The sequence below is a fragment of the Daejeonella sp. JGW-45 genome, assembly GCF_029360805.1.
In the GTDB taxonomy this organism is placed as follows: Bacteria; Bacteroidota; Bacteroidia; order Sphingobacteriales; family Sphingobacteriaceae; genus Daejeonella.
The window spans coordinates 662,084-681,282 of the sequence record NZ_JARKNC010000001.1; the positions used below are offsets into that span (position 1 = coordinate 662,084).

Consider the following 19,199-nt stretch of genomic DNA (forward strand, 5'->3'; position numbering starts at 1 on the left):
TTGTTAAATTGTGTTAAAAGCGAGGCCTCACAGAGATAACGAGGGTTTTCCCGATGTATTGCTATTGAAGCCTTTCGGGCAGAACCGCTTCCGGATCATCTATATCAGTCAGGTTAATAGCTTCTATACTTTCGATTTCAGGCACGGCTCTTTTGATAGCCTGCTCGATACCAGCTTTAAGTGTCATAATACTCATCGGACACGAACCACATGAGCCCAATAAACGCAAACGCACAACGTTCTCCGGAGTGATCTCCTCGATTGATACATTTCCACCGTCAGCCTCGAGATAGGGCCGGATAGTATCAAGTGCAGTTTCAACTCTTTGCAACAAATCCATGGTGTTATATTTTTATAAAGATACGAATTTTTTAAAAAATGATTATTTGGCGGCATTCCGGATCGCAACCTGCTGCGCTACCTTTTCCGCGATCTGCATGAATGCCTCTCCCATCAAGCCATTCTCTTCAAGGATTACAGGCTTTCCGGTATCGCCGGCATCACTAATACTTTTTACAAGCGGTATTTCACCTAAAAAAGGGATATCATATTGATGTGCTAAAGCCTGTCCGCCGTTCATCCCGAAGATGTAATATTTGTTATCGGGCAATTCGGCTGGTGTGAAGTACGACATATTTTCAACAACTCCCAGCAGCGGTACGTTAACCGCATCCATCAGGAACACTCCAACCCCTTTCCTGGCATCGGCAAGCGCTACGTTTTGCGGAGTTGTAACAATAACTGCACCGGCTATGGGGAAACCCTGGGTGATTGTAATATGTATATCTCCCGTTCCCGGGGGAAGGTCAACCACCATATAATCTAGTTCGCCCCAGTCGGCATCATTAAACAATTGTTTAACGGCTGTGGATACCATCGGCCCCCGCCATGGCACAGGCTGGTTGGGATCAGTAAAAAAGCCTATCGAAAGTAACTTTATCCCATACTTTTCAATCGGCTCTATCCTGGTTTTACCATCGGCATTCTGCGAAGCACTTGGACGTTCATTCTCTACACCAAACATTATAGGAATAGACGGCCCGTAGATATCGGCGTCGATCAGGCCAACCCTGGCACCTTTGCTGGCCAGTCCGAGGGCCAGATTGGCTGCTACCGTAGACTTTCCAACACCGCCCTTACCGGAAGCCACAACAATAATATTTTTTATTCCCGTTAATCCCGGCTCCTGTTTGCTCGTTACCCGTGATGTCATGCGGATAGATATTTCAGCATCCTTAGTAACAAAGTGGAGAATCGCATTTCTGCAGGCGTTCTCCAGCATATCCTTCATCGGGCAAGCCGGCGTGGTAAGCACAACAGAGAAACTTACTTTATTTCCGTCGATTGCTAAATCCTCAATCATATTGAGAGTAACCAGGTCTTTTTTAAGGTCCGGGTCTTCAACATATCGTAATGCGCTTAAAATCTGCTCGGGAGTGATCATCTTAAAATCTAAGGGAATTTAGGTGTTCTTTTTGTTCGTACTGAGATTGTGCCCCTGGCTTTATTCAAATGGGCATATCTGTCTTATTTACATCTTTTTGAGCAGCGGCTCATCAAGGTTTTATAACTTTAACGCAAATCTACTAAAACCAGGAGGCTTTAGCACCAGCGTTCCATCGTTTTTACAGTAGATTGACCCGTAAATTAAAATATGGCCAAAACGATTCCAGCATTAAATACGTTATCCTTCAAAAGATTAGGAAACGCCTTCATGCAGATACCGCAGAAATACTATAAAATAGCCCTGGTCACTTTAATAAGTTTTCTTGTTTTTCTTATCATCGCAGTAAGCATTGCCTACGCGAAACGGGAAGCCCTGTTACGCTCTGCCATTGAGCGGGGAATTAATAAAGCCAAACGCGATTACGGGCTTAATGTAAAGATAGGTACAGCCGCATTTAGCGGTTTAAGCACTGTCAGCTTTAAAAACATTACCGTAGTCCCGGAAAACCGCGACAGCCTTGCGGATATTCATGATTTCAGGGTTGGTGTTAAACTGTTCCCTTTATTAGTTGGTGATATTAAGTTATCTGAGATAAACCTGAACGAGGGCAAAATAAACCTGGTTAAAAAAGATTCAGTAAGTAACTACGATTTTATTTTCCGAAAGAGGGCGACAGGCACAGAACAAAAATCAGAGATGAATCTGGCTAGACTGGCAAACAGTCTTATTAACCAGTTGCTTTACAAAATTCCTGATGATATGAACATCAGGAATTTTGAAATTGCTTTTCGTGATGATACAAGTACTCTTAACTTCAATACCACCAGCGCCACCATCGACGGGGGTGACGTGGAATCGACGATCAGGGTAAATGGTAATGAATCCACCTGGCACGTTCGCGGTACGGTTGACCCGGGAGACCAGCAGCTCGACCTGATGATGTTTGCCGACAATAAGAAGGTTGAGCTGCCCTACCTTGAAAAGAGGTTCGGCCTGAAGTTAAGTTTCGACACGGTAAGCACTGAAATGCGCGGGATACGAAAAAGCGGCAGTGAATTGGAAATCAATGGGTCATGGGGTGTGAAAAACCTTCTGTTCAAACATTCCAGGATCTCTGCCAACGATATAATTGTTCCTGATGCTTCACTGGATGCCGACATGGTCATCGGGAAAAACTTCATCGCTATTGATAGTACATCAACCGCCCATCTAAAAAATATTGCTATTCATCCTTTTATTAAATACACTTTATCACCCAGCAAGATCTATGAATTGAGGGTTCATACGGATGAACTGGATGCACAGCAACTTATTAATTCCTTTCCGCAAGGCTTGTTTGAATCGCTGGAGGGCATGCAGGTTGAGGGCAAGGTGAAATACGATCTCGATTTTTACCTGGATGCTAAAGCTCCGGATGATTTAATTTTTAACTCGCAGCTTAAAAACATTGGCTTTAAGGTTCTAAAATGGGGTAAAACCAATCTTCAAAAAATAAACAAGACGTTTGTCTACACACCCTATGAATATGGGAGGCCGATGCGGGACATTATGATCGGTCCTGAGAATCCGGATTATGTTCCGCTCGAACAGATCTCACCTAATTTAAAAAATGCACTGCTGACGGCGGAGGACCCTTCCTTCTACAGCCATAATGGATTTGTAGAAGAATCGTTTCGCAATTCCATCATCACAAACTTTAAAGAAAAGGCATTTAAGAGAGGCGGCAGTACTATTTCGATGCAGCTCGTGAAGAATGTTTATCTGAACCGCCAGAAGACCATGGCTCGTAAAGCCGAGGAAATGCTGATTGTCTGGATCATTGAGAACGGCCGGCTAACGAGCAAGTCGAGGATGTTTGAGGTCTACCTTAACCTGATAGAATGGGGGAAGAATGTTTACGGAATCGGGGAAGCGTCGAGATATTATTTTGGAAAGCACCCTTCCCAGCTGGATATTGGTGAGGGAATCTTCCTTGCCAGCATAGTTCCGCGGCCTAAAGGGGGCCTCTACCGATTTGAAGGGGATGGAAGCCTGCGCCAGTCACTAAGAGGTTACTTCAGGCTCATAGGAGGTCTAATGGCGCGCCGCGGCCTTACACCGGCGGATACCAATGCCTACGGATTTTACTCTGTAAGACTTCGGGAAGGCTTAAGGTCGGGACTTCCGGTAATTGATTCATTAACGGCAGACAGCCTCATGATTGCTGAACCGGAGGAGGAGATCAGCATATTGGAACAGATACTCGGTAAAAAGCGCCCGGATACAGTCAGTGTCAAGAATCCGGATAAAGCGAAGCCGGTTATCAGCGATACAGTAGCTACGCCAGCTGACCGGAGAAAGGAAAGACGAGAGCAGCGCAGAAAAGAACGGGAAGCTAAAAAAAATGACGAAGATTGAGTTTATGCTTACATTTAAGATATGAGGATTGAAATTGACGACAGGAAATTCGACCTGATGCTGGAATACGAGCAAATAAAAAAGAGGATTCGCCTTATAGGTATTCAATTAAACGTGGATTTTGAAAACCGGGTGCCTGTTTTTATAGGAGTTTTGAACGGCAGCTTCGTGTTCCTGGCCGATCTGATAAAAGAAGTCAGCATTTCATCAGAAGTGACGTTCGTGAAAGTATCGTCGTACGAAGGGGACAAAAGTACTGGAAAGATCAGGAAAGAAATAGGACTGCAAATGGATCTGAAAGGAAGAGATGTTGTTATCGTGGAAGATATCGTGGATAGCGGACACACCCTTGGCTATATCCTGGACATGATCAAAGCCGAAGAGCCCGCATCTGTAAATGTTTGCACCCTTCTGTTAAAGCCTAAATCCCTCAAAACCAAGTTCGAGGAGATCTGCTATGTGGGTTTTGAGATTCCGGATGAGTTTGTAGTGGGGTACGGACTGGATTATAAGGGCCTGGGCAGGAACCTGAGAGATATTTACAGGGCTGTTTCCAAGTAGTTGTTGCCGGAAAAATGTATTTTTGCGCAAACATTTAAACTATAAAAATGACCATTCATAAGGAAGGATATTCATCCATCGCACTTTGCATATTGTTTATTTTCATTCTGAATGCGCTTATCCAGTATCTTTTGCCGGATGTGAATTGGCTGCACTGGATCATTTATATTTTGTCGTTTGTGCTTTTTATTATTGTCCTGCAATTCTTCAGAAGCCCGAATATTCTTGTTCAAAAAAATGAAGAGCAGATTATTTGCCCCGCGGACGGAAAAGTCGTTGTTATAGAGGAAACTGAAGAAACTGAATATTTAAAGGATAAAAGAATCCAGATCTCGGTTTTTATGTCGCCGATAAATGTTCACGTGAACAGGAACCCGATCTCGGGAATTGTCAAATATTCTAAATATCATGCTGGTAAATTCCTGGTGGCCTGGCATCCGAAATCATCTACTGAAAATGAACGCACCACTGTAGTTATTGAAACTAGTAACGGGGTGTCTGTACTGTTTCGTCAGATCGCGGGAGCTTTAGCCCGGCGAATCGTATGTTATTCAAAAGAAGGCCAGGAAGCAGTCCAGGGTGAGCAATTTGGCTTTATCAAATTTGGTTCGCGTGTCGATGTATTCCTGCCATTGGGAAGTGAAGTTAATGTCGAGCTCAACCAAGTAGTTAAAGGAGGTGTCACCGTTTTGGCACATTTGAAAGCTCCCGAAAAAAAGAAGAAAAAAGAAAGCCTTGCCAGCTGATAATTAAGACGGCCAGTCGGCAACCCCAGTCAAACGATCAGTTCGCTAAATCTTCAGGTTTTTTCCCTGCGGACTCAGCCGGAAATCCGGTGTATGCAAATTGTGGAGGCAAGGCGAACCTGGCTCCATTGTCGGCAACGATCTTTATGATCCGGTAATTTATGTCCTCTTTGATCTGTGCGTAGTCTGCACCTTCTGCTACTTTAATAAAATACTGCACCTGTATATTCAGCGCTGAATCGCCCAGTGTATCAAAGGTGACTATTGTCTCATCGGTAATTAAGGATTGGGAAGCAATAAATTTCTTAATTTCTGCTGCTATTTTCTCCATCACTTCGATCGGTGTATCGTATTTAAGCCCTATATTAAATTTTATCCGGTGGAAATTCCTGAGAGTCAAATTCTCCAGCGGGCTATCTACCATTTTTTTGTTTGGTATGACCACCAGGGTTTTATCGGTAGTCCGGAGCAGAGTGCTTCTGAAACCCACCTTCTCTATCGTTCCTTCGTATTTGTCAATCTTTACGAGATCACCGACCACAAATGGCTTATCTGCAAAGATGGTGAATGAACCCAGAAGGTTTTGGAGGGTGTCCTGAGCAGCTAGGGCCACTGCTATACCGCCTATCCCCAGACCTGCGATGATGGTTGCAACATTCAGATTAAAGACTGAGCCCAATACCACAAACACTGCAAAAATAATGGTGATAATCTTAGACAGCTCTTTAGCAAACGGCACCATCTGATTGTCTGACTTAGATTCGGTCAGTGAGGCTTTGTAAAGAAAAATATGCGCTATAAAGTCTATAATACGCAAGAGGATCCTGAAGAAGGAAATGATAAATAACAGCAGAAACACTTTGTCGATCGCCTGTATGAGCCTGATCTCATAAACTGCCGCTGGCTTGCCTGAAATATCAGTCCGCCTGAAAATCACTTCGTTTAAAGGATAGTCAAGCTGATTAATTGCCAGGTAGAGAGTACTTAAGAGGATTAGAAGTTCGACTGGTTTAAGCAGCAGCCCTATGAAAACATTTGAATCTGTGCCAGCATGAACGCTCCTGAACATTCTGTAGAGCAGCTTGCTTAAGAAGCGTGAAAAAATACGTTTAAACAAAAGCCCGAAGAGTAGTATACCGATAAACAGGAGATAATTCCTGATGCTGTTACCTAAGACTATATTGTTTAAAAATTCAGTTTTCATAAAGCATAATCCGGGTTGCCGGAACTATAATAAAACAAAAAAGCCTCCCGGATAGTATCCGGGAGGCTGAATTAGTATGATAAAATTATACTCTTTTTGATTTGATACGAGCTGCCTTACCAGTTAACTCGCGTAGATAGAATAGTTTCGCGCGGCGAACTTTTCCGTGATTGTTAACATCAATTTTATCGATGTTAGGGGAGTTTACAGGGAAGATACGCTCTACACCTACTCCATTTGACATTTTGCGTACAGTGAATGTCTCATTAACACCTACACTATTGCGCTGGATAACCACACCCTGATAAATCTGGATACGTTCTTTATTTCCTTCGCGAATTTTATAGTGAACGCTAACCGTATCACCAGCTTTGAATGCAGGAACTTCTTTCTTAACTACTACCTGCTCTTCAACAAATTTTACTAAATCCATGATTTTAAGCTCTTAAAGTCGATTTTTAGCCCGTAAAAATCGGATTGCAATATTACGAATAATTATTAACAATTGAAAAGAAGTGTGAATAATTTTAAGCAGAGTTTTACGTGATACGTTGTACGTTGTACGTAATTGCGTCTTAAGCCAGCAAATTACCTGTTCAATTAAAATGTACAACGAGTTCCGCAAACTTATAACGTACCACGTAAAAACGTATTACTTCAATAAATCCGGTCTTCTCTTTTGGGTTCTCTCCAAGGCCTGATCGTGTCTCCATTCGTTGATTTTTGCCTCGTTTCCGCTCAACAATATGTCCGGAACTTTATGTCCGTTCCACTCGGCAGGCCTGGTATATACCGGTGCGTCCAATAACTCGCCCTGGAAGGAGTCAGATAGCGCAGAGGTCTCATCGTTCAGCACGCCTGGCAACAGCCTCACTACGCTGTCTACAAGTACCGCTGCCGGCAACTCACCACCAGACAAAACGAAATCACCGATCGATATTTCCCTGGTCACGAACACATCGCGAATCCGCTGATCAATACCTTTATAATGCCCGCATAAAATGATTATGTTTTTCTTACCGGAAAGTTCGTTTGCCATTGTTTGATTAAGCGTTTCACCGTCGGGGGTCATAAATATCACCTCATCATATTCACGCTCAGACTTCAGCTTTTCTATGCAATTAGCGAACGGTTCGATAGTCATTACCATACCACTGCCCCCGCCGTACTGGTAATCGTCTACAGACTTCTGTTTATGATTTGAATACTCCCGGAGGTTATGCACCACAATCTCTGAAAGGCCTTTTGTTTGAGCGCGCTGTAAAATAGAGTGCGCAAACGGACTTTCAAGTAAGGCAGGAAGAACGGTTATAATATCGAAACGCATCTAAGTTATAGGTTATACATTGTAAGTTGTAAGTGCATAACGATTATTGCTATTCGCCTATATAAAGATCGATTAATCCTTCCGGAAGATCAACTCTTAAGATCCCATTTTCTTCGTCGATCTCAACGATCAGGTCATCGTTCAAAGGGAACATCACCTCATTAAACTTGTAAGGCACGACGGCAATGTATTGCTGCGGATACTCATGGATCTCAATAATCTCACCCAACTCACCAGCCGTTTCATCATGAACGATGAATCCCTTCAGATCGGTTATGAGAAATTCATCATCTTCACGAACCGGCTTTAATGATAAAGGTAAATAGAGCTTCTTGCGAATGAGACTTTCTGCCTTTTCAATTGTATCTATATCATCAAAGTAAAAATTGCCTGTATTGTTATTTTGCAGTTTATGCTTTGAAATAAAAAAGGGAACCAGCTTGCCGTTTATTTCGGCGAATACTGAATCAAGCACAAGATCTTCAGGCTCTTCATACTCAAAATAGACCTGAAGCTCACCTTTTAAACCCTTGGTTTTGGTAATGTATCCGATGTAAAAACAATCTTCGATCTTCATAGGCTTAAAACAGGAACGTCATTGCCAATGAGTCTATCCTAACCAGGTTAGTTGAGACATCATTTGCAATGACGTTGAATTATTTTTAAAAATAATTATGCCTTTTCCTCGTCAGAAGCCTCGCCTTCAGCAGCAGGAGCTTCTTCAGCAGCAACTTCCTCAGAAGCTTCAGCAGCTGGCTCTTCAGCCGGTGCTACTTCTTCAGCAGCAGCCTCAGCAACTGGCGCTTCTTCGCCTACAGTTTCTTCAACAGCAGGAGCTTCTGTTTCTTCAACAACTTCTTCTTCAGCCGGAGGAGTATTTTTAGCCGCGATCGCAGCAGCAATTTCCTCTTTCTTCTTAGCTTCAGCAGCTAGAGCAACTTTCTTGGTTTCTTCCTTAGATTTAGACAGTCCTTCTTTCTTGCCTGCAATCTTACCTTCTTTGCTATCTAACCATGCAGCAAATTTAGTTTCAGCTTGTTCAGCAGTTAAAGCGCCTTTTTTTACACCACCTTCAAGATGTTTTTTGTACATCACACCTTTGTAGGAAAGGATAGCGCGACAAGTATCTGTAGGCTGAGCTCCCTTGTTCACCCAATCCAACGCTTTGTCGAAATTGATGTCAATAGTAGCCGGGTTAGTGTTTGGGTTGTAAGAACCGATACGTTCGATAAACTTACCATCTCTTGGAGCACGTGCGTCTGCTACCACTACGTGATAAAAAGGTTTTCCCTTTTTACCAAATCTTTGCAATCTGATTTTAGTTGCCATTTTTCAAGTTTATGTATTCAACATATTCCCGGAGCCTATTCTGCGGGGATGCAAAGATACAAATAAATCACATTTAAAAAACCGAATTCGCTATTTTTGAGGCATGTCTACAAGAAAACCCCGCATAGCAGTTGATATGGACGAGGTCTTAGCCGATCCACTTGCTAAATTTATCAAACTTTATAACCGAGATTACAATGTGCCGCTGGATCTGAAAATAGCTCCCGGAAATGAGATAGGTATGCATGTTCCCGAGCATGCGAAGTTAAAATTACGGGAATACATCAACGAAAAAGGCTTCTTCCGCGATCTTGATGTTATTCCTGACGCGGTTGAAGTGATGAAAGAGCTTCAGAAAAAATATGAGGTGTTTATAGTTTCTGCAGCGATGGAGTTCCCTAACTCCTTACAGGATAAGCAGGAATGGCTCGCTGAACATTTTCCGTTTATTGGCTGGCAGCATATTATGTTTTGCGGATATAAGATCGTGAACACTGATATTATGATCGATGACCGGATCAAAAATTTTGTTGATTACGATGGCAGAAAATTGCTTTTTACCTCACCGCATAATATGTTGCTTACAGATTATGAAAGGGTAAATACGTGGAAAGAGGTCGCTGAGAAATTGTTGTAAGGGAAGTAGGAGTTTGTTGTTAGATACCGGTTGGTTAAGTAATCTCTTTTGTACGGAAATCCAGCAGCATTAATAGCAGCATTATCCCTGCGATCTAAACGGGATCGAAGCTCCGCCCGGCTAAAGCCATTCGGACGGGGGTAGCCTTTTGCCAAAAGCCCATTTGTTTTTTAGTTCAATATTCCTGGCAAAAGCTATAGCGAAGAGCCCGGCTGAAGGTTCCGATTATCACAGGCTTTGCTTTCCAAATAAACCAGGAGGGTTATAAATCCCCAACCTTGCCTTCACTGATATCTGTCCTACCAAGATATCATCAACTAATTTACAAACCACTCCCTGTAACTTTTTGTTCCTTTTAAAATCTAACAATAAACCATCAACTCTACAACCATGATCGTAACTACAACAAACAATATCGAAGGGAAAAAAGTAACCAAGTACTTTGGAATAGTTTCGGGCGAAGCTATTATCGGTGCAAACATAGTTAAGGACTTTTTCGCCGGCATACGCGACATCGTAGGCGGCCGTTCAGGCTCTTACGAAGAGGGTTTGCGTGAAGCAAAAGATATCGCCTTGCGTGAAATGCAGGAACAGGCTTTCCGTATAGGTGCGAATGCTATACTGGCAGTAGATCTTGACTATGAAACTCTTGGAAGCAATGGCAGCATGCTGATGGTCAGTGCTTCAGGAACTGCAGTTATCGTTGAGGATACTACCGGTTTATAATTACCCGACAAACAGCGATTAGTTAAGATTTCTCTCCACGTAATCAATTAAGCTGTGGATTACCTTTATGTGGATCTCCTGCGCGCGGTCCGCATAGGGTGATTTTGGCGCTCTTATTTCTACATCGCACAAATCTGCCATTTTCCCTCCGTCCTTTCCGGTAAGGCCTATAACCATCATTCCTTTCTTTTTTGCGGCATCTATGGCTTTCAGAATATTCACGGAATTTCCACTGGTACTAATTGCAACAAGAACGTCGCCTTTTTTACCCATTGCTTCGATCATTCTTGAAAAAACAAAGTCGTATCCGTAATCATTAGCCACGCATGAGATATGTGCCGGATCAGAAATAGAGATGGCAGGGTATGCCGGCCTGTCGTTCCTGTACTTACCCGACAGCTCTTCCGCGAAATGCATGGCATCACACATGGATCCCCCGTTTCCGCAGGAAATTATCTGGTTCGCATTCTTTATAGCTGTGACCAGCAGGGCGCCGGCAGTTTCAATGCTTTTAAAGGAAACGGGGTCGCTAATAAATTGCGACAATATGTCCTGCGCTTCAGTAAAGTGTTTCTTGATTTCTTCCATTCAATCTGATAACCTGCTTTAGATTTTCTCAGCAAGCGTATAAGTTCGACCTTTGTTCTGCTCTTTGAGCCACTGCATCAATGGCTCGAAATAATTAAGCATAGGCCTGGCGCTTAATTCGGATCCGGTCTTCTCTTTCAGAACCGCTTTCCAGTCTTTACTGGCGCCCGGAGCCATTATGTCTTTTAAAAACTTGCCTACTTCTTTGTTACCATAATAATTGGTTGCTTTAGGGTCCTGTTTCAGGATGTTCTTAGCTATATGATCATGAAGCTGGAACAAGATCACGAATGAGAGGGCGTAATCGTAGTATTGTGCTGCATCGTCGTTAATGTGGGTTTTAGAAGCTGCATCGGCAAAGTTTTCACCCCGTTCTGTAGGAGGCACTATGCCCTGGTATTTCTTTGCCAACTCCCACCACTTTGCGTTGATCTGGCCGGCGGGAAGGTTATCGGCGTAAAGCGATTTTTCAAACTCAGTCATTGTGCCCGCGGAAAAGGGGATAAAAACGGCATAATTTAATGCTTCTTTAAGAAGAGCCTGAATCTCATCTGATTGTGCACCCGCAGGAATAATGCCTTTGTTTTCAAGGAATGGCTTTTGAACAGATGCCAGGCCCATTAAACTTCCCATGGCTTCATGATAAGCACGGTTCGCCCCCTCCCGCAAAAGTGGCGGGACATCCTTATTGGTATAAGCCATATAATAGTATACATGGCCTAGCTCGTGGTTAGCCGTTTCATACCACTCTGCGTTAGGTTCCACGCTCATCAGACTGCGAACATCGTCTTGCAGGTCCATATGCCAGGCGGATGCATGGTTGTTCTTTTTATAGTTAGCCCCTGCCGGTGCCGGATATAAACTAGACTTCTGCCAGAATGAGGCTGGAAGAGCATCGAAGCCCAGGCTTTTGTAAAAGTCTTCACCATCCTTAACTATATATTCAGCCGATTTTGTTTTGAGGACTGAATCCAGGTCCATTCCTTTTACGGTAATCATGGAGCTCCAGTCCTGGCCCCACCTGTTTGGCAACCAATGCGCCGGCAGATATTCGGGTACCTCTTTTACATTGTATTTTTGGGCAAGCTCATATCTCGCATAGGTGTGGAGCTCGCGGTAAAGCGGACGCAGCTCCTGATTGATCTTCTGGATGAGGGCCATCATCTCATTTGATGACATTCCATAATCAGAGACCTGGTAATCAAAGTAATTTTTATACCCCAAAGCCTGCACAGTTTGGTTTCGGAGCTCCCTTAAATTTAACAGCCCGGGCTTAAGGCCCACACCCACTTCTTTACTTGCTTCCCAAACTTTTAGCCTCCTGACAAGATCGGTTTCATCACGCAGGACATTGTCGATATCATTCGCTGTAACTGATCTACCGTCCACCTTAAAGTCGAAACCGAATAATTTTTCAGTCTGGCTATTTTCTGCTTTAATACGGGCTTTAACAAGCCCCGCGACCGTTTGGGGATTATTAGCGGCATAGTAAAGAATCTTGTCGAGCTGCTTTTCCTGCAAAGCACTAAGCTTCGACCTGTTTTTAAGAAAGCCCTGTGCCTTTTCTATGTTTTCTTTGCTCCCGGTAAAAGCCGCATAAGCCTCGCCCGTACGCTCAACCTCTTTAGCATTTGTACTGTCGCCCTCAATTATTTTTGTATTTGATGCCCATTGCGCTTCAGATGAAGCCATGTATAATTTAACGTACTCTTCGGTGTAGGTGTCGATAAATGCCTGTGCTTCAGCACTACTGACCGGCTTATTACTATTACATGCCGCAAAGGTTAATAAAAGACCTGCAAAGAAGAGATTTTTCATATCATGATGATTTTAAAGGGACAATATTTCGACGATTTTTAGCAGTTCAGAATTGACATCTTTATTGTGTTTAATAGCTTGGCTGAATGGTGTAAAGTGAATTTTACCATTTACGATACCAATCATCTCGCCACTTCTTCCGTCCCGTAGCGATTCTACTGCTGCAACTCCCAGTCTTGAAGCCAGCACCCTGTCCATACAGGTTGGAGCTCCACCACGCTGGATATGGCCCAGCACGGAAACCCTGGTGTCGATAAATGGAAATTTGTTCTTAACAACCTTTGCGATTTCAAAGGCTCCACCCGCGTCGTCCCCTTCGGCTACTATGATGATCTTTGAAGATTTATCCCTGCGGCTAACTTCCAGACGTGACAGTAATGCTTTAATATCGGTTTTTGTTTCCGGAATGAGAATAGCTTCCGCACCGGTCCCTATTCCGCTTCTAAGGGCGATAAGACCGGAATCACGCCCCATGACCTCTACAATGAACAACCTATCGTGTGATTCGGCAGTATCACGGATCTTATCTACCGCATCAATCACTGTGTTTATTGCCGTATCGTATCCGATGGTAAAATCGGTTCCTAAAAGATCATTATCTATTGTTCCGGGCAAGCCGATTACCGGAACGTTAAATTCTTCGAAAAAGATTTTCGCCCCGGTAAAAGTACCATCGCCCCCGATAGCAACGAGTGCATCGATCTTTTGAGCTTTTAACTGCTGGTTCGCTTTTTTCCTTCCTTCTTTAGTTCTGAATTCATCGCTCCGCGCAGTTTTCAGAAAGGTACCTCCCCGTTGAATGATGTTTGCTACTGATTTCCGCTCCATGGGAAGAAAATCACCACCAATCATACCATCATAACCCCTTAAAATACCTGTAACTTTAATATCATAATATAGCGCTGTACGAACAACCGCGCGAATTGCCGCATTCATTCCCGGGGAATCACCTCCTGATGTAAAAACTCCAATATTTTTAATCGTTCTCTTCGTCATATCATTACTCGCGGTCAAACGCTTGCTTACCGCTGTTTAAAAAATTAATATAATTGTCAATGTTGAGGTTAAAAGCCTGCGGCGTTACCAGGGGCTGTCCATCGTGACCCGCAATGACATAGTAAGGTTGCGAGTTGGTTCCAAATTTCGAGGCCTGAAAATCACTCCATTTTTGTCCGATAGTTTTAATTTTCTTTCCGCTAAAGGCCGACGTATATTTCTCATTCTCGTCAAGTTCGGTTTTGTCATCAACATACAAAGATATTAAAACGTAGTCTTCTTTAAGCCTCTTTAAAACCTGGGCGTCCGGCCATACACTGGCTTCCATCTTACGGCAATTAACACAGCTCCATCCTGTAAAATCGATTAGAACGGGTTTATTGACTTCCTTTGCATAAGCAAGCCCTTCTTCATAATCGTAAAAAGCATTTAGTCCGTGAGGTGCATGAAAAAGGCCTGCATATTTCTTTCCCGCCTTTCCGGCGACATCAGGAGCCGAAATTCTGTTGGAATAAAGATCAAAATCCTGAGTAGTTTGCGGGGGGAGCCAGGCACTGAGAGGCTTCAGGGGTGCACCCCATAAACCAGGAATCATATAGATCGTAAATCCTAAAACCAGCATGGAAAAGAACAATCTTGGCAAGGACAAAAATCCTGTTTCGTTGTCGTGCGATAATCGAATCTTGCCTAAGAGGTATAATCCCCAAAAGCCAAAGATGACAATCCAGATGACAAGGAATATATCACGGTTAAAAACATTCCAGTGATAGGCAAGGTCTACATTAGACAGGAACTTAAATGCAAGAGCAACTTCCAGGAATCCCAGGGAGACCTTTACTGTATTTAACCATCCACCTGATTTAGGCATCTCTTTAAGCCAGGAGGGGAAAATGGCAAACAGTGTAAAAGGTATTGCCAGTGCCGATGAGAATCCAAGCATTCCAGTTGCCGGCCCCAGATAGGATCCTTTAGACACCGCTTCTACTAAAAGCGTCCCGATAATTGGCCCTGTACATGAAAATGATACTAAAGCCAACGTAAAAGCCATAAAAAACAAACCAACGAATCCACTCTGGTTTGACTTTTCATCCATTTTGTTTACCAGCGACGTCGGAAGGGTTATCTCAAATGCCCCAAGGAAGGAGATTCCAAAGATTATCAATGCAACAAAGAACAACAGGTTAAATGTTGCGCTACTCGCTGCCTCATTAAGAGCTGAGGCACCGAATATCACGGTGATTAAAAGGCCAAGAGCAACGTATACAAGGATGATGGAGACTCCATAAATGATCGCACTTTGAATACCCTTAGCCCTCGAGCCAGATTTTTTTGTAAAGAAAGATACGGTGAGAGGAATCATAGGATAGATGCATGGCATAAAAAATGCTGCAAGACCGCCGATAAAACCAGCTATGAAAATGCCCCACAAAGATCCGTCAGTGCTGCCAGGAGCGCTAACGGAGTCTTTAACCCGAGCAGTATTCTGCGGCGGCGATACACTAGCTGCCAGAGAATCAGCTGTCTTTATTTGAGTCGTGTCTGCGCTGGCTTGACTGCCTTTACCAAGCTGATCAACGCCTTTGACCGGAATTTGAAATTCGACTTCTGCCGGGGGCAGGCATTTCTTATCATCGCATACCATAAACTCCAGTACACCCGAAACTGTCGTTTGAGGTACATTTAAGACGATCCTTTGCCTGAAATCAACTCTATCCTGGTGCCACGCAATCTGCATATCGAAATTTTTATCAAACGCGGACACAGCCTTGGGCGTCTCACTGACTTTTCCTTTTAACTGATATGCCTTAGATGGAGTGAATTTAAAGGAGGTGGGAATCGGCCCACCTTCTGCTATGAACTGTGAATACACGTGCCAGCCCTCATCGATCTTCGCTGTAATAACGAGATCGAACTCGGTATGGCTAATCTTTTCTGATTTGAAGCTCCAGCGAACGGGGTCTTCGATTTTTGCATTCGGATCGGCAAACTGCGCATGGGCATTGAATCCCAGAAATAATGCTACAAGCGAAAGTAATTTCTTCATATCACTGCTAAACGTTAATAAACTCCACTTCTTTGTTGTTAAAAATCAAAAGACCTTCGAAGGTTTCTACTATCAACTGCCCCGAAGGCGTTACTCCGGTAATCTTTCCTTTAAAAAACTTATTTTCTGATCTAAACACAGACCACTCATCGAGAAGGTATAAGTGACTCAAATAATCTCTTGTCACCTTTTCAAAGTGTCCTGCCTTTAATTGAAGGTACCTTGCTTCAATTGAGCTGCAAATTTCGCTTAACAAAACGGACAGGTCGTAATCCTTGTGTAAAGCTTGTTTCAAGGATGTAACATTTTTAAGAGATTGAGGGAAAATAATCTGGTTTACATTGAGCCCAATCCCTATTATGGCATTTCTGATAGTAATACCACTAACCATGTTCTCTATAAGCAGCCCACCGGTTTTTTTATTCCCGATATAGATATCGTTGGGCCATTTTATAGTGGCCGTATCCCCCACATAAACTCTCAACACATCGTTCAGAGCAACACTGACAGCCTTATTGAGCTCAAATTGACGATCGGCAGGCAGGAAGGTTGGGGTGAGTAGGATGCTAAACGTTAAATTTTTTCCTGCATCGCTGACCCAGGTATTATCAGCCTGACCCCTGCCAGCAAACTGCTTCTCTGCCATTATTACAGTGCCTTCCAATAATGGCGTAGATTTTGACAAAGCATCCTTTAGAAAGGTATTTGTCGAGGCTACCTCTTTTAATGTAATAAGATTTTGTCCTACAAATAGTCCTGAAAAAGTATTATTTTGCAATTAAGATTTGCTTTATATAATTATCAAAACTAATTTTTTTTAATGGTAAAAAACAAAATAGCTAAAGAATCCACTTCAATCTCAGAACTCGCGATACATGGTATCCAGGAGAAAAAAGGAAATGACATTGTTCGGTTGGACCTAAGAAATATACACAGCTCGGTTGCAGATTATTTTGTTGTTTGTCACGCCGAGTCGTCTACTCAGGTAAAAGCTATAGCACAAAGCGTTGAAGATGAAATTTTCAAGGCGCTAAAATTAGATCCGTGGAGAAAGGAAGGTCTGCAAAATGCAGACTGGATAATCCTTGATTATATCGATGTTGTAGTACACGTTTTCAAAACTGATAAACGTGAATTTTATGGTATTGAAGATCTTTGGGGAGACGCAGAAATGCAATCGTTTAAAAGCGCGTAACCAGACCGCTTTATGCTTATGAAAATTTAAATACAACCTTGCACAGAATGAAAGAAGATAAATCAGATACCAAGAGACCTATAAAGAAAATACCCGGTAAGAAGATAGTCCCCAAGCCTCCAAAGTTCAACATTATGTGGCTTTATGCTATTATAATCCTGGGGCTTTTCGTAGTTCAGTATATGTTTAGTGGCAACAATGCTAAAACTATCAACTATCAAAAATTTGAAAACGAAATGCTTAAAGCCGGTGATGTTGAAAAGCTGGTCGCTTATAAAAACGGGGACCTTTACAACATTGACGTCTACATTAAGAAAGATCGGCTCAACCAATCTAAGTATGACGATGTAAGAACTAAGAGTAGTTTAAACATGTCGTCTACCGGGCCTCAGTATATTTTCACCCAGGCGACTTATGAGAGTTTTGAAACAAAGATTAAAGAAGCGGAAAAAGATCTGCCGATTGATCAGCGTACGCCTATAATTACAGAATCGCGTGAAAGCCCCTGGGCGGGATGGCTAATGTCGTTTATTTTGCCAGTCCTCTTACTTGTTGGTTTCTGGGTATTTATTATGAAGCGTATGGGCGGCGGCGCCGGTGGAGGCGCGGGCGGACAGATATTCAATATTGGTAAATCAAAGGCAACTCTTTTCGATAAAGAATCTCAGGTAACCATAACCTTCAACGATGTTGCCGGGCTGGAGGAAGCCAAACAAGAGGTAATGGAAATTGTGGATTTCCTTAAAAATCCAAAAAAATATACCAATCTGGGAGGTAAAATACCCAAGGGAGCCTTACTAATTGGTGCTCCCGGTACCGGGAAAACCCTGATGGCTAAGGCAGTAGCAGGTGAAGCTCAGGTACCATTCTTTTCGCTCTCAGGATCCGACTTTGTTGAGATGTTTGTTGGAGTTGGAGCGTCGCGTGTGCGGGATTTGTTTAAGCAAGCTAAAGATAAAGCGCCATGTATCATCTTTATTGACGAGATCGATGCAATTGGCCGGGCCCGTGGAAAAAACAACATAGTGGGCGGTAATGATGAACGTGAAAACACGCTTAACCAATTACTCGTTGAAATGGATGGCTTCGGGACAGATTCTGGTATTATTATCCTGGCTGCAACTAACAGGCCCGATGTTTTGGACACGGCTCTCTTGCGCCCCGGACGCTTTGACCGCCAAATCTCCATCGATAAACCAGATTTAGTTGGCCGTGAGCAGATCTTCAAAGTTCACCTTAAACCTCTCAAGCTGGCCGAGGGTGTTGATGCCAAAAAGCTTTCAGCGCAGACTCCTGGCTTTGCCGGAGCTGAAATTGCCAACGTTTGTAACGAGGCTGCTTTGATCGCAGCCCGCCGCAATAAAGAAGCTGTTGATATGCAGGACTTTCAGGATGCTGTGGATAGGGTTATCGGTGGACTTGAAAAGAAAAATAAGATTATCTCGCCCGAGGAGAAAAGAATCGTGGCTTATCACGAAGCCGGCCATGCAATTGCAGGTTGGTTTCTTGAGCATGCCGATCCCTTGGTTAAGGTGTCTATCGTACCCCGTGGCATTGCAGCACTTGGTTATGCACAATATCTTCCTAAAGAACAGTTTCTATACACTACTGAACAACTGCTTGATGGTATGTGTATGACACTGGGGGGACGTGTTGCTGAAGACATAGTCTTTAATAAAATATCTACTGGTGCTCAAAATGATCTTGAAAGAATCACCAAACTGTCGTATGCCATGGTTACTATCTATGGTATGAATGATAAAGTTGGAAATGTTTCATTCAATGACACTCAGGGCGAGTACCAATTCAACAAACCTTATTCAGAAAAAACCTCTGAATTGATTGACATAGAGGTTAGAGCTCAGATAGATAATGCATATCAGCGAACCAGACAACTTCTGACAGATAAAAGAGAGGGGCTGGAAAAACTGGCAGAAAAACTGCTGGAAAAAGAGATCCTGTTCCAATCGGATCTGGAAGAAATTCTCGGTAAGCGTCCTTTTGATAACCGTACGACTTATGACGAGTTTGTGAACGGTATAGAACCTGCAGAGGTTGCGAAAAAGAACCTTGAGCACGAGGGTGTGGCCGATCATAACGTAGACCTTCCTGAAAACCGGTCTGCTCTGGACTAATATTTTAAATCTAAGAAAGGGGATCTGATAAAATCAAATTCCCTTTCTT

The 19,199-nt window shown here is 43.1% G+C and carries 19 protein-coding genes; 7 read left to right on the plus strand and 12 right to left on the minus strand.

Annotation, left to right across the window (positions count from 1 at the left end):
* Positions 1 to 61: 61 nt before the first annotated feature.
* Both P2W76_RS03060 and P2W76_RS03065 read right to left on the minus strand, forming a co-directional pair.
* Complete coding sequence (locus P2W76_RS03060; RefSeq protein ID WP_276346009.1) at positions 62 to 340, minus strand: NifU family protein; 279 nt, start codon at positions 338 to 340, stop codon at positions 62 to 64.
* Positions 341 to 382: 42 nt separating this feature from the next.
* Positions 383 to 1,444 (minus strand): Mrp/NBP35 family ATP-binding protein, encoded by a 1,062-nt coding sequence (locus P2W76_RS03065; protein ID WP_276346010.1) that lies wholly within the window; start codon positions 1,442 to 1,444, stop codon positions 383 to 385.
* A 210-nt stretch (positions 1,445 to 1,654) separates the two neighbouring features.
* On the opposite strand from P2W76_RS03065, the gene P2W76_RS03070 reads away from it, so the two are divergent.
* The 3 genes from P2W76_RS03070 to P2W76_RS03080 are packed head-to-tail and all read left to right on the plus strand — an operon-like array spanning position 1,655 to position 5,151.
* Positions 1,655 to 3,844, plus strand: coding sequence for a transglycosylase domain-containing protein (locus P2W76_RS03070; RefSeq protein WP_276346011.1), 2,190 nt, complete (start codon positions 1,655 to 1,657; stop codon positions 3,842 to 3,844).
* Positions 3,845 to 3,865: 21 nt separating this feature from the next.
* Complete coding sequence (gene hpt / locus P2W76_RS03075) at positions 3,866 to 4,405, plus strand: hypoxanthine phosphoribosyltransferase (RefSeq protein WP_276346012.1); 540 nt, start codon at positions 3,866 to 3,868, stop codon at positions 4,403 to 4,405.
* 47 nt (positions 4,406 to 4,452) lie between these two features.
* Positions 4,453 to 5,151 (plus strand): phosphatidylserine decarboxylase family protein, encoded by a 699-nt coding sequence (locus P2W76_RS03080; RefSeq protein WP_276346013.1) that lies wholly within the window; start codon positions 4,453 to 4,455, stop codon positions 5,149 to 5,151.
* A 37-nt stretch (positions 5,152 to 5,188) separates the two neighbouring features.
* Here the strand turns inward: P2W76_RS03080 and P2W76_RS03085 are convergent, their stop codons facing one another.
* From P2W76_RS03085 to P2W76_RS03105, 5 genes are all read right to left on the minus strand, one after another.
* Positions 5,189 to 6,355 carry a mechanosensitive ion channel family protein gene (locus tag P2W76_RS03085; RefSeq protein ID WP_276346014.1) on the minus strand — a complete coding sequence of 389 codons (1,167 nt, stop codon included), beginning with the start codon at positions 6,353 to 6,355 and terminating at the stop codon, positions 5,189 to 5,191.
* An 85-nt stretch (positions 6,356 to 6,440) separates the two neighbouring features.
* A complete protein-coding gene (gene rplS, locus P2W76_RS03090; RefSeq protein WP_276346015.1) occupies positions 6,441 to 6,788 on the minus strand; it encodes a 50S ribosomal protein L19 in 348 nt (115 codons plus the stop codon).
* Between the two features lie 219 nt (positions 6,789 to 7,007).
* Positions 7,008 to 7,682 (minus strand): tRNA (guanosine(37)-N1)-methyltransferase TrmD, encoded by a 675-nt coding sequence (gene trmD / locus P2W76_RS03095; protein ID WP_276346016.1) that lies wholly within the window; start codon positions 7,680 to 7,682, stop codon positions 7,008 to 7,010.
* Positions 7,683 to 7,731: 49 nt separating this feature from the next.
* Positions 7,732 to 8,259: a ribosome maturation factor RimM gene (rimM, locus tag P2W76_RS03100; RefSeq protein ID WP_276346017.1), complete on the minus strand. Its 528-nt coding sequence runs from the start codon at positions 8,257 to 8,259 to the stop codon at positions 7,732 to 7,734.
* 95 nt (positions 8,260 to 8,354) lie between these two features.
* Complete coding sequence (locus tag P2W76_RS03105; RefSeq protein ID WP_276346019.1) at positions 8,355 to 9,011, minus strand: 30S ribosomal protein S16; 657 nt, start codon at positions 9,009 to 9,011, stop codon at positions 8,355 to 8,357.
* A gap of 103 nt (positions 9,012 to 9,114) precedes the next feature.
* On the opposite strand from P2W76_RS03105, the gene P2W76_RS03110 reads away from it, so the two are divergent.
* Entirely contained in the window at positions 9,115 to 9,648 is a 534-nt protein-coding gene (locus P2W76_RS03110) for a 5'(3')-deoxyribonucleotidase (protein ID WP_276346020.1), read from the plus strand.
* A gap of 390 nt (positions 9,649 to 10,038) precedes the next feature.
* Positions 10,039 to 10,374, plus strand: a complete 336-nt coding sequence (locus P2W76_RS03115; RefSeq protein ID WP_276346021.1) for a heavy metal-binding domain-containing protein — start codon at positions 10,039 to 10,041, stop codon at positions 10,372 to 10,374.
* Positions 10,375 to 10,392: 18 nt separating this feature from the next.
* Here the strand turns inward: P2W76_RS03115 and lpcA are convergent, their stop codons facing one another.
* The 5 genes from lpcA to P2W76_RS03140 are packed head-to-tail and all read right to left on the minus strand — an operon-like array spanning position 10,393 to position 16,598.
* Entirely contained in the window at positions 10,393 to 10,962 is a 570-nt protein-coding gene (gene lpcA, locus P2W76_RS03120) for a D-sedoheptulose 7-phosphate isomerase (RefSeq protein WP_276346022.1), read from the minus strand.
* Between the two features lie 18 nt (positions 10,963 to 10,980).
* Entirely contained in the window at positions 10,981 to 12,780 is a 1,800-nt protein-coding gene (locus P2W76_RS03125; protein ID WP_276346023.1) for a M2 family metallopeptidase, read from the minus strand.
* A 12-nt stretch (positions 12,781 to 12,792) separates the two neighbouring features.
* On the minus strand, positions 12,793 to 13,776 hold the full coding sequence (pfkA, locus tag P2W76_RS03130) for a 6-phosphofructokinase (protein ID WP_276346024.1): 984 nt from the start codon (positions 13,774 to 13,776) through the stop codon (positions 12,793 to 12,795).
* Between the two features lie 4 nt (positions 13,777 to 13,780).
* Complete coding sequence (locus P2W76_RS03135) at positions 13,781 to 15,820, minus strand: thioredoxin family protein (RefSeq protein ID WP_276346025.1); 2,040 nt, start codon at positions 15,818 to 15,820, stop codon at positions 13,781 to 13,783.
* Positions 15,821 to 15,827: 7 nt separating this feature from the next.
* Positions 15,828 to 16,598: a biotin--[acetyl-CoA-carboxylase] ligase gene (locus P2W76_RS03140; RefSeq protein ID WP_276346026.1), complete on the minus strand. Its 771-nt coding sequence runs from the start codon at positions 16,596 to 16,598 to the stop codon at positions 15,828 to 15,830.
* Positions 16,599 to 16,640: 42 nt separating this feature from the next.
* Here P2W76_RS03140 and rsfS point away from each other — a divergent pair, with 42 nt between their 5' ends.
* The gene (gene rsfS, locus P2W76_RS03145) at positions 16,641 to 17,015 is read left to right on the plus strand and encodes a ribosome silencing factor (RefSeq protein ID WP_276346027.1); all 375 of its coding nucleotides are present in this window, start codon (positions 16,641 to 16,643) and stop codon (positions 17,013 to 17,015) included.
* 47 nt (positions 17,016 to 17,062) lie between these two features.
* Complete coding sequence (gene ftsH / locus P2W76_RS03150; RefSeq protein ID WP_276346028.1) at positions 17,063 to 19,150, plus strand: ATP-dependent zinc metalloprotease FtsH; 2,088 nt, start codon at positions 17,063 to 17,065, stop codon at positions 19,148 to 19,150.
* Positions 19,151 to 19,199 lie beyond the last annotated feature (49 nt).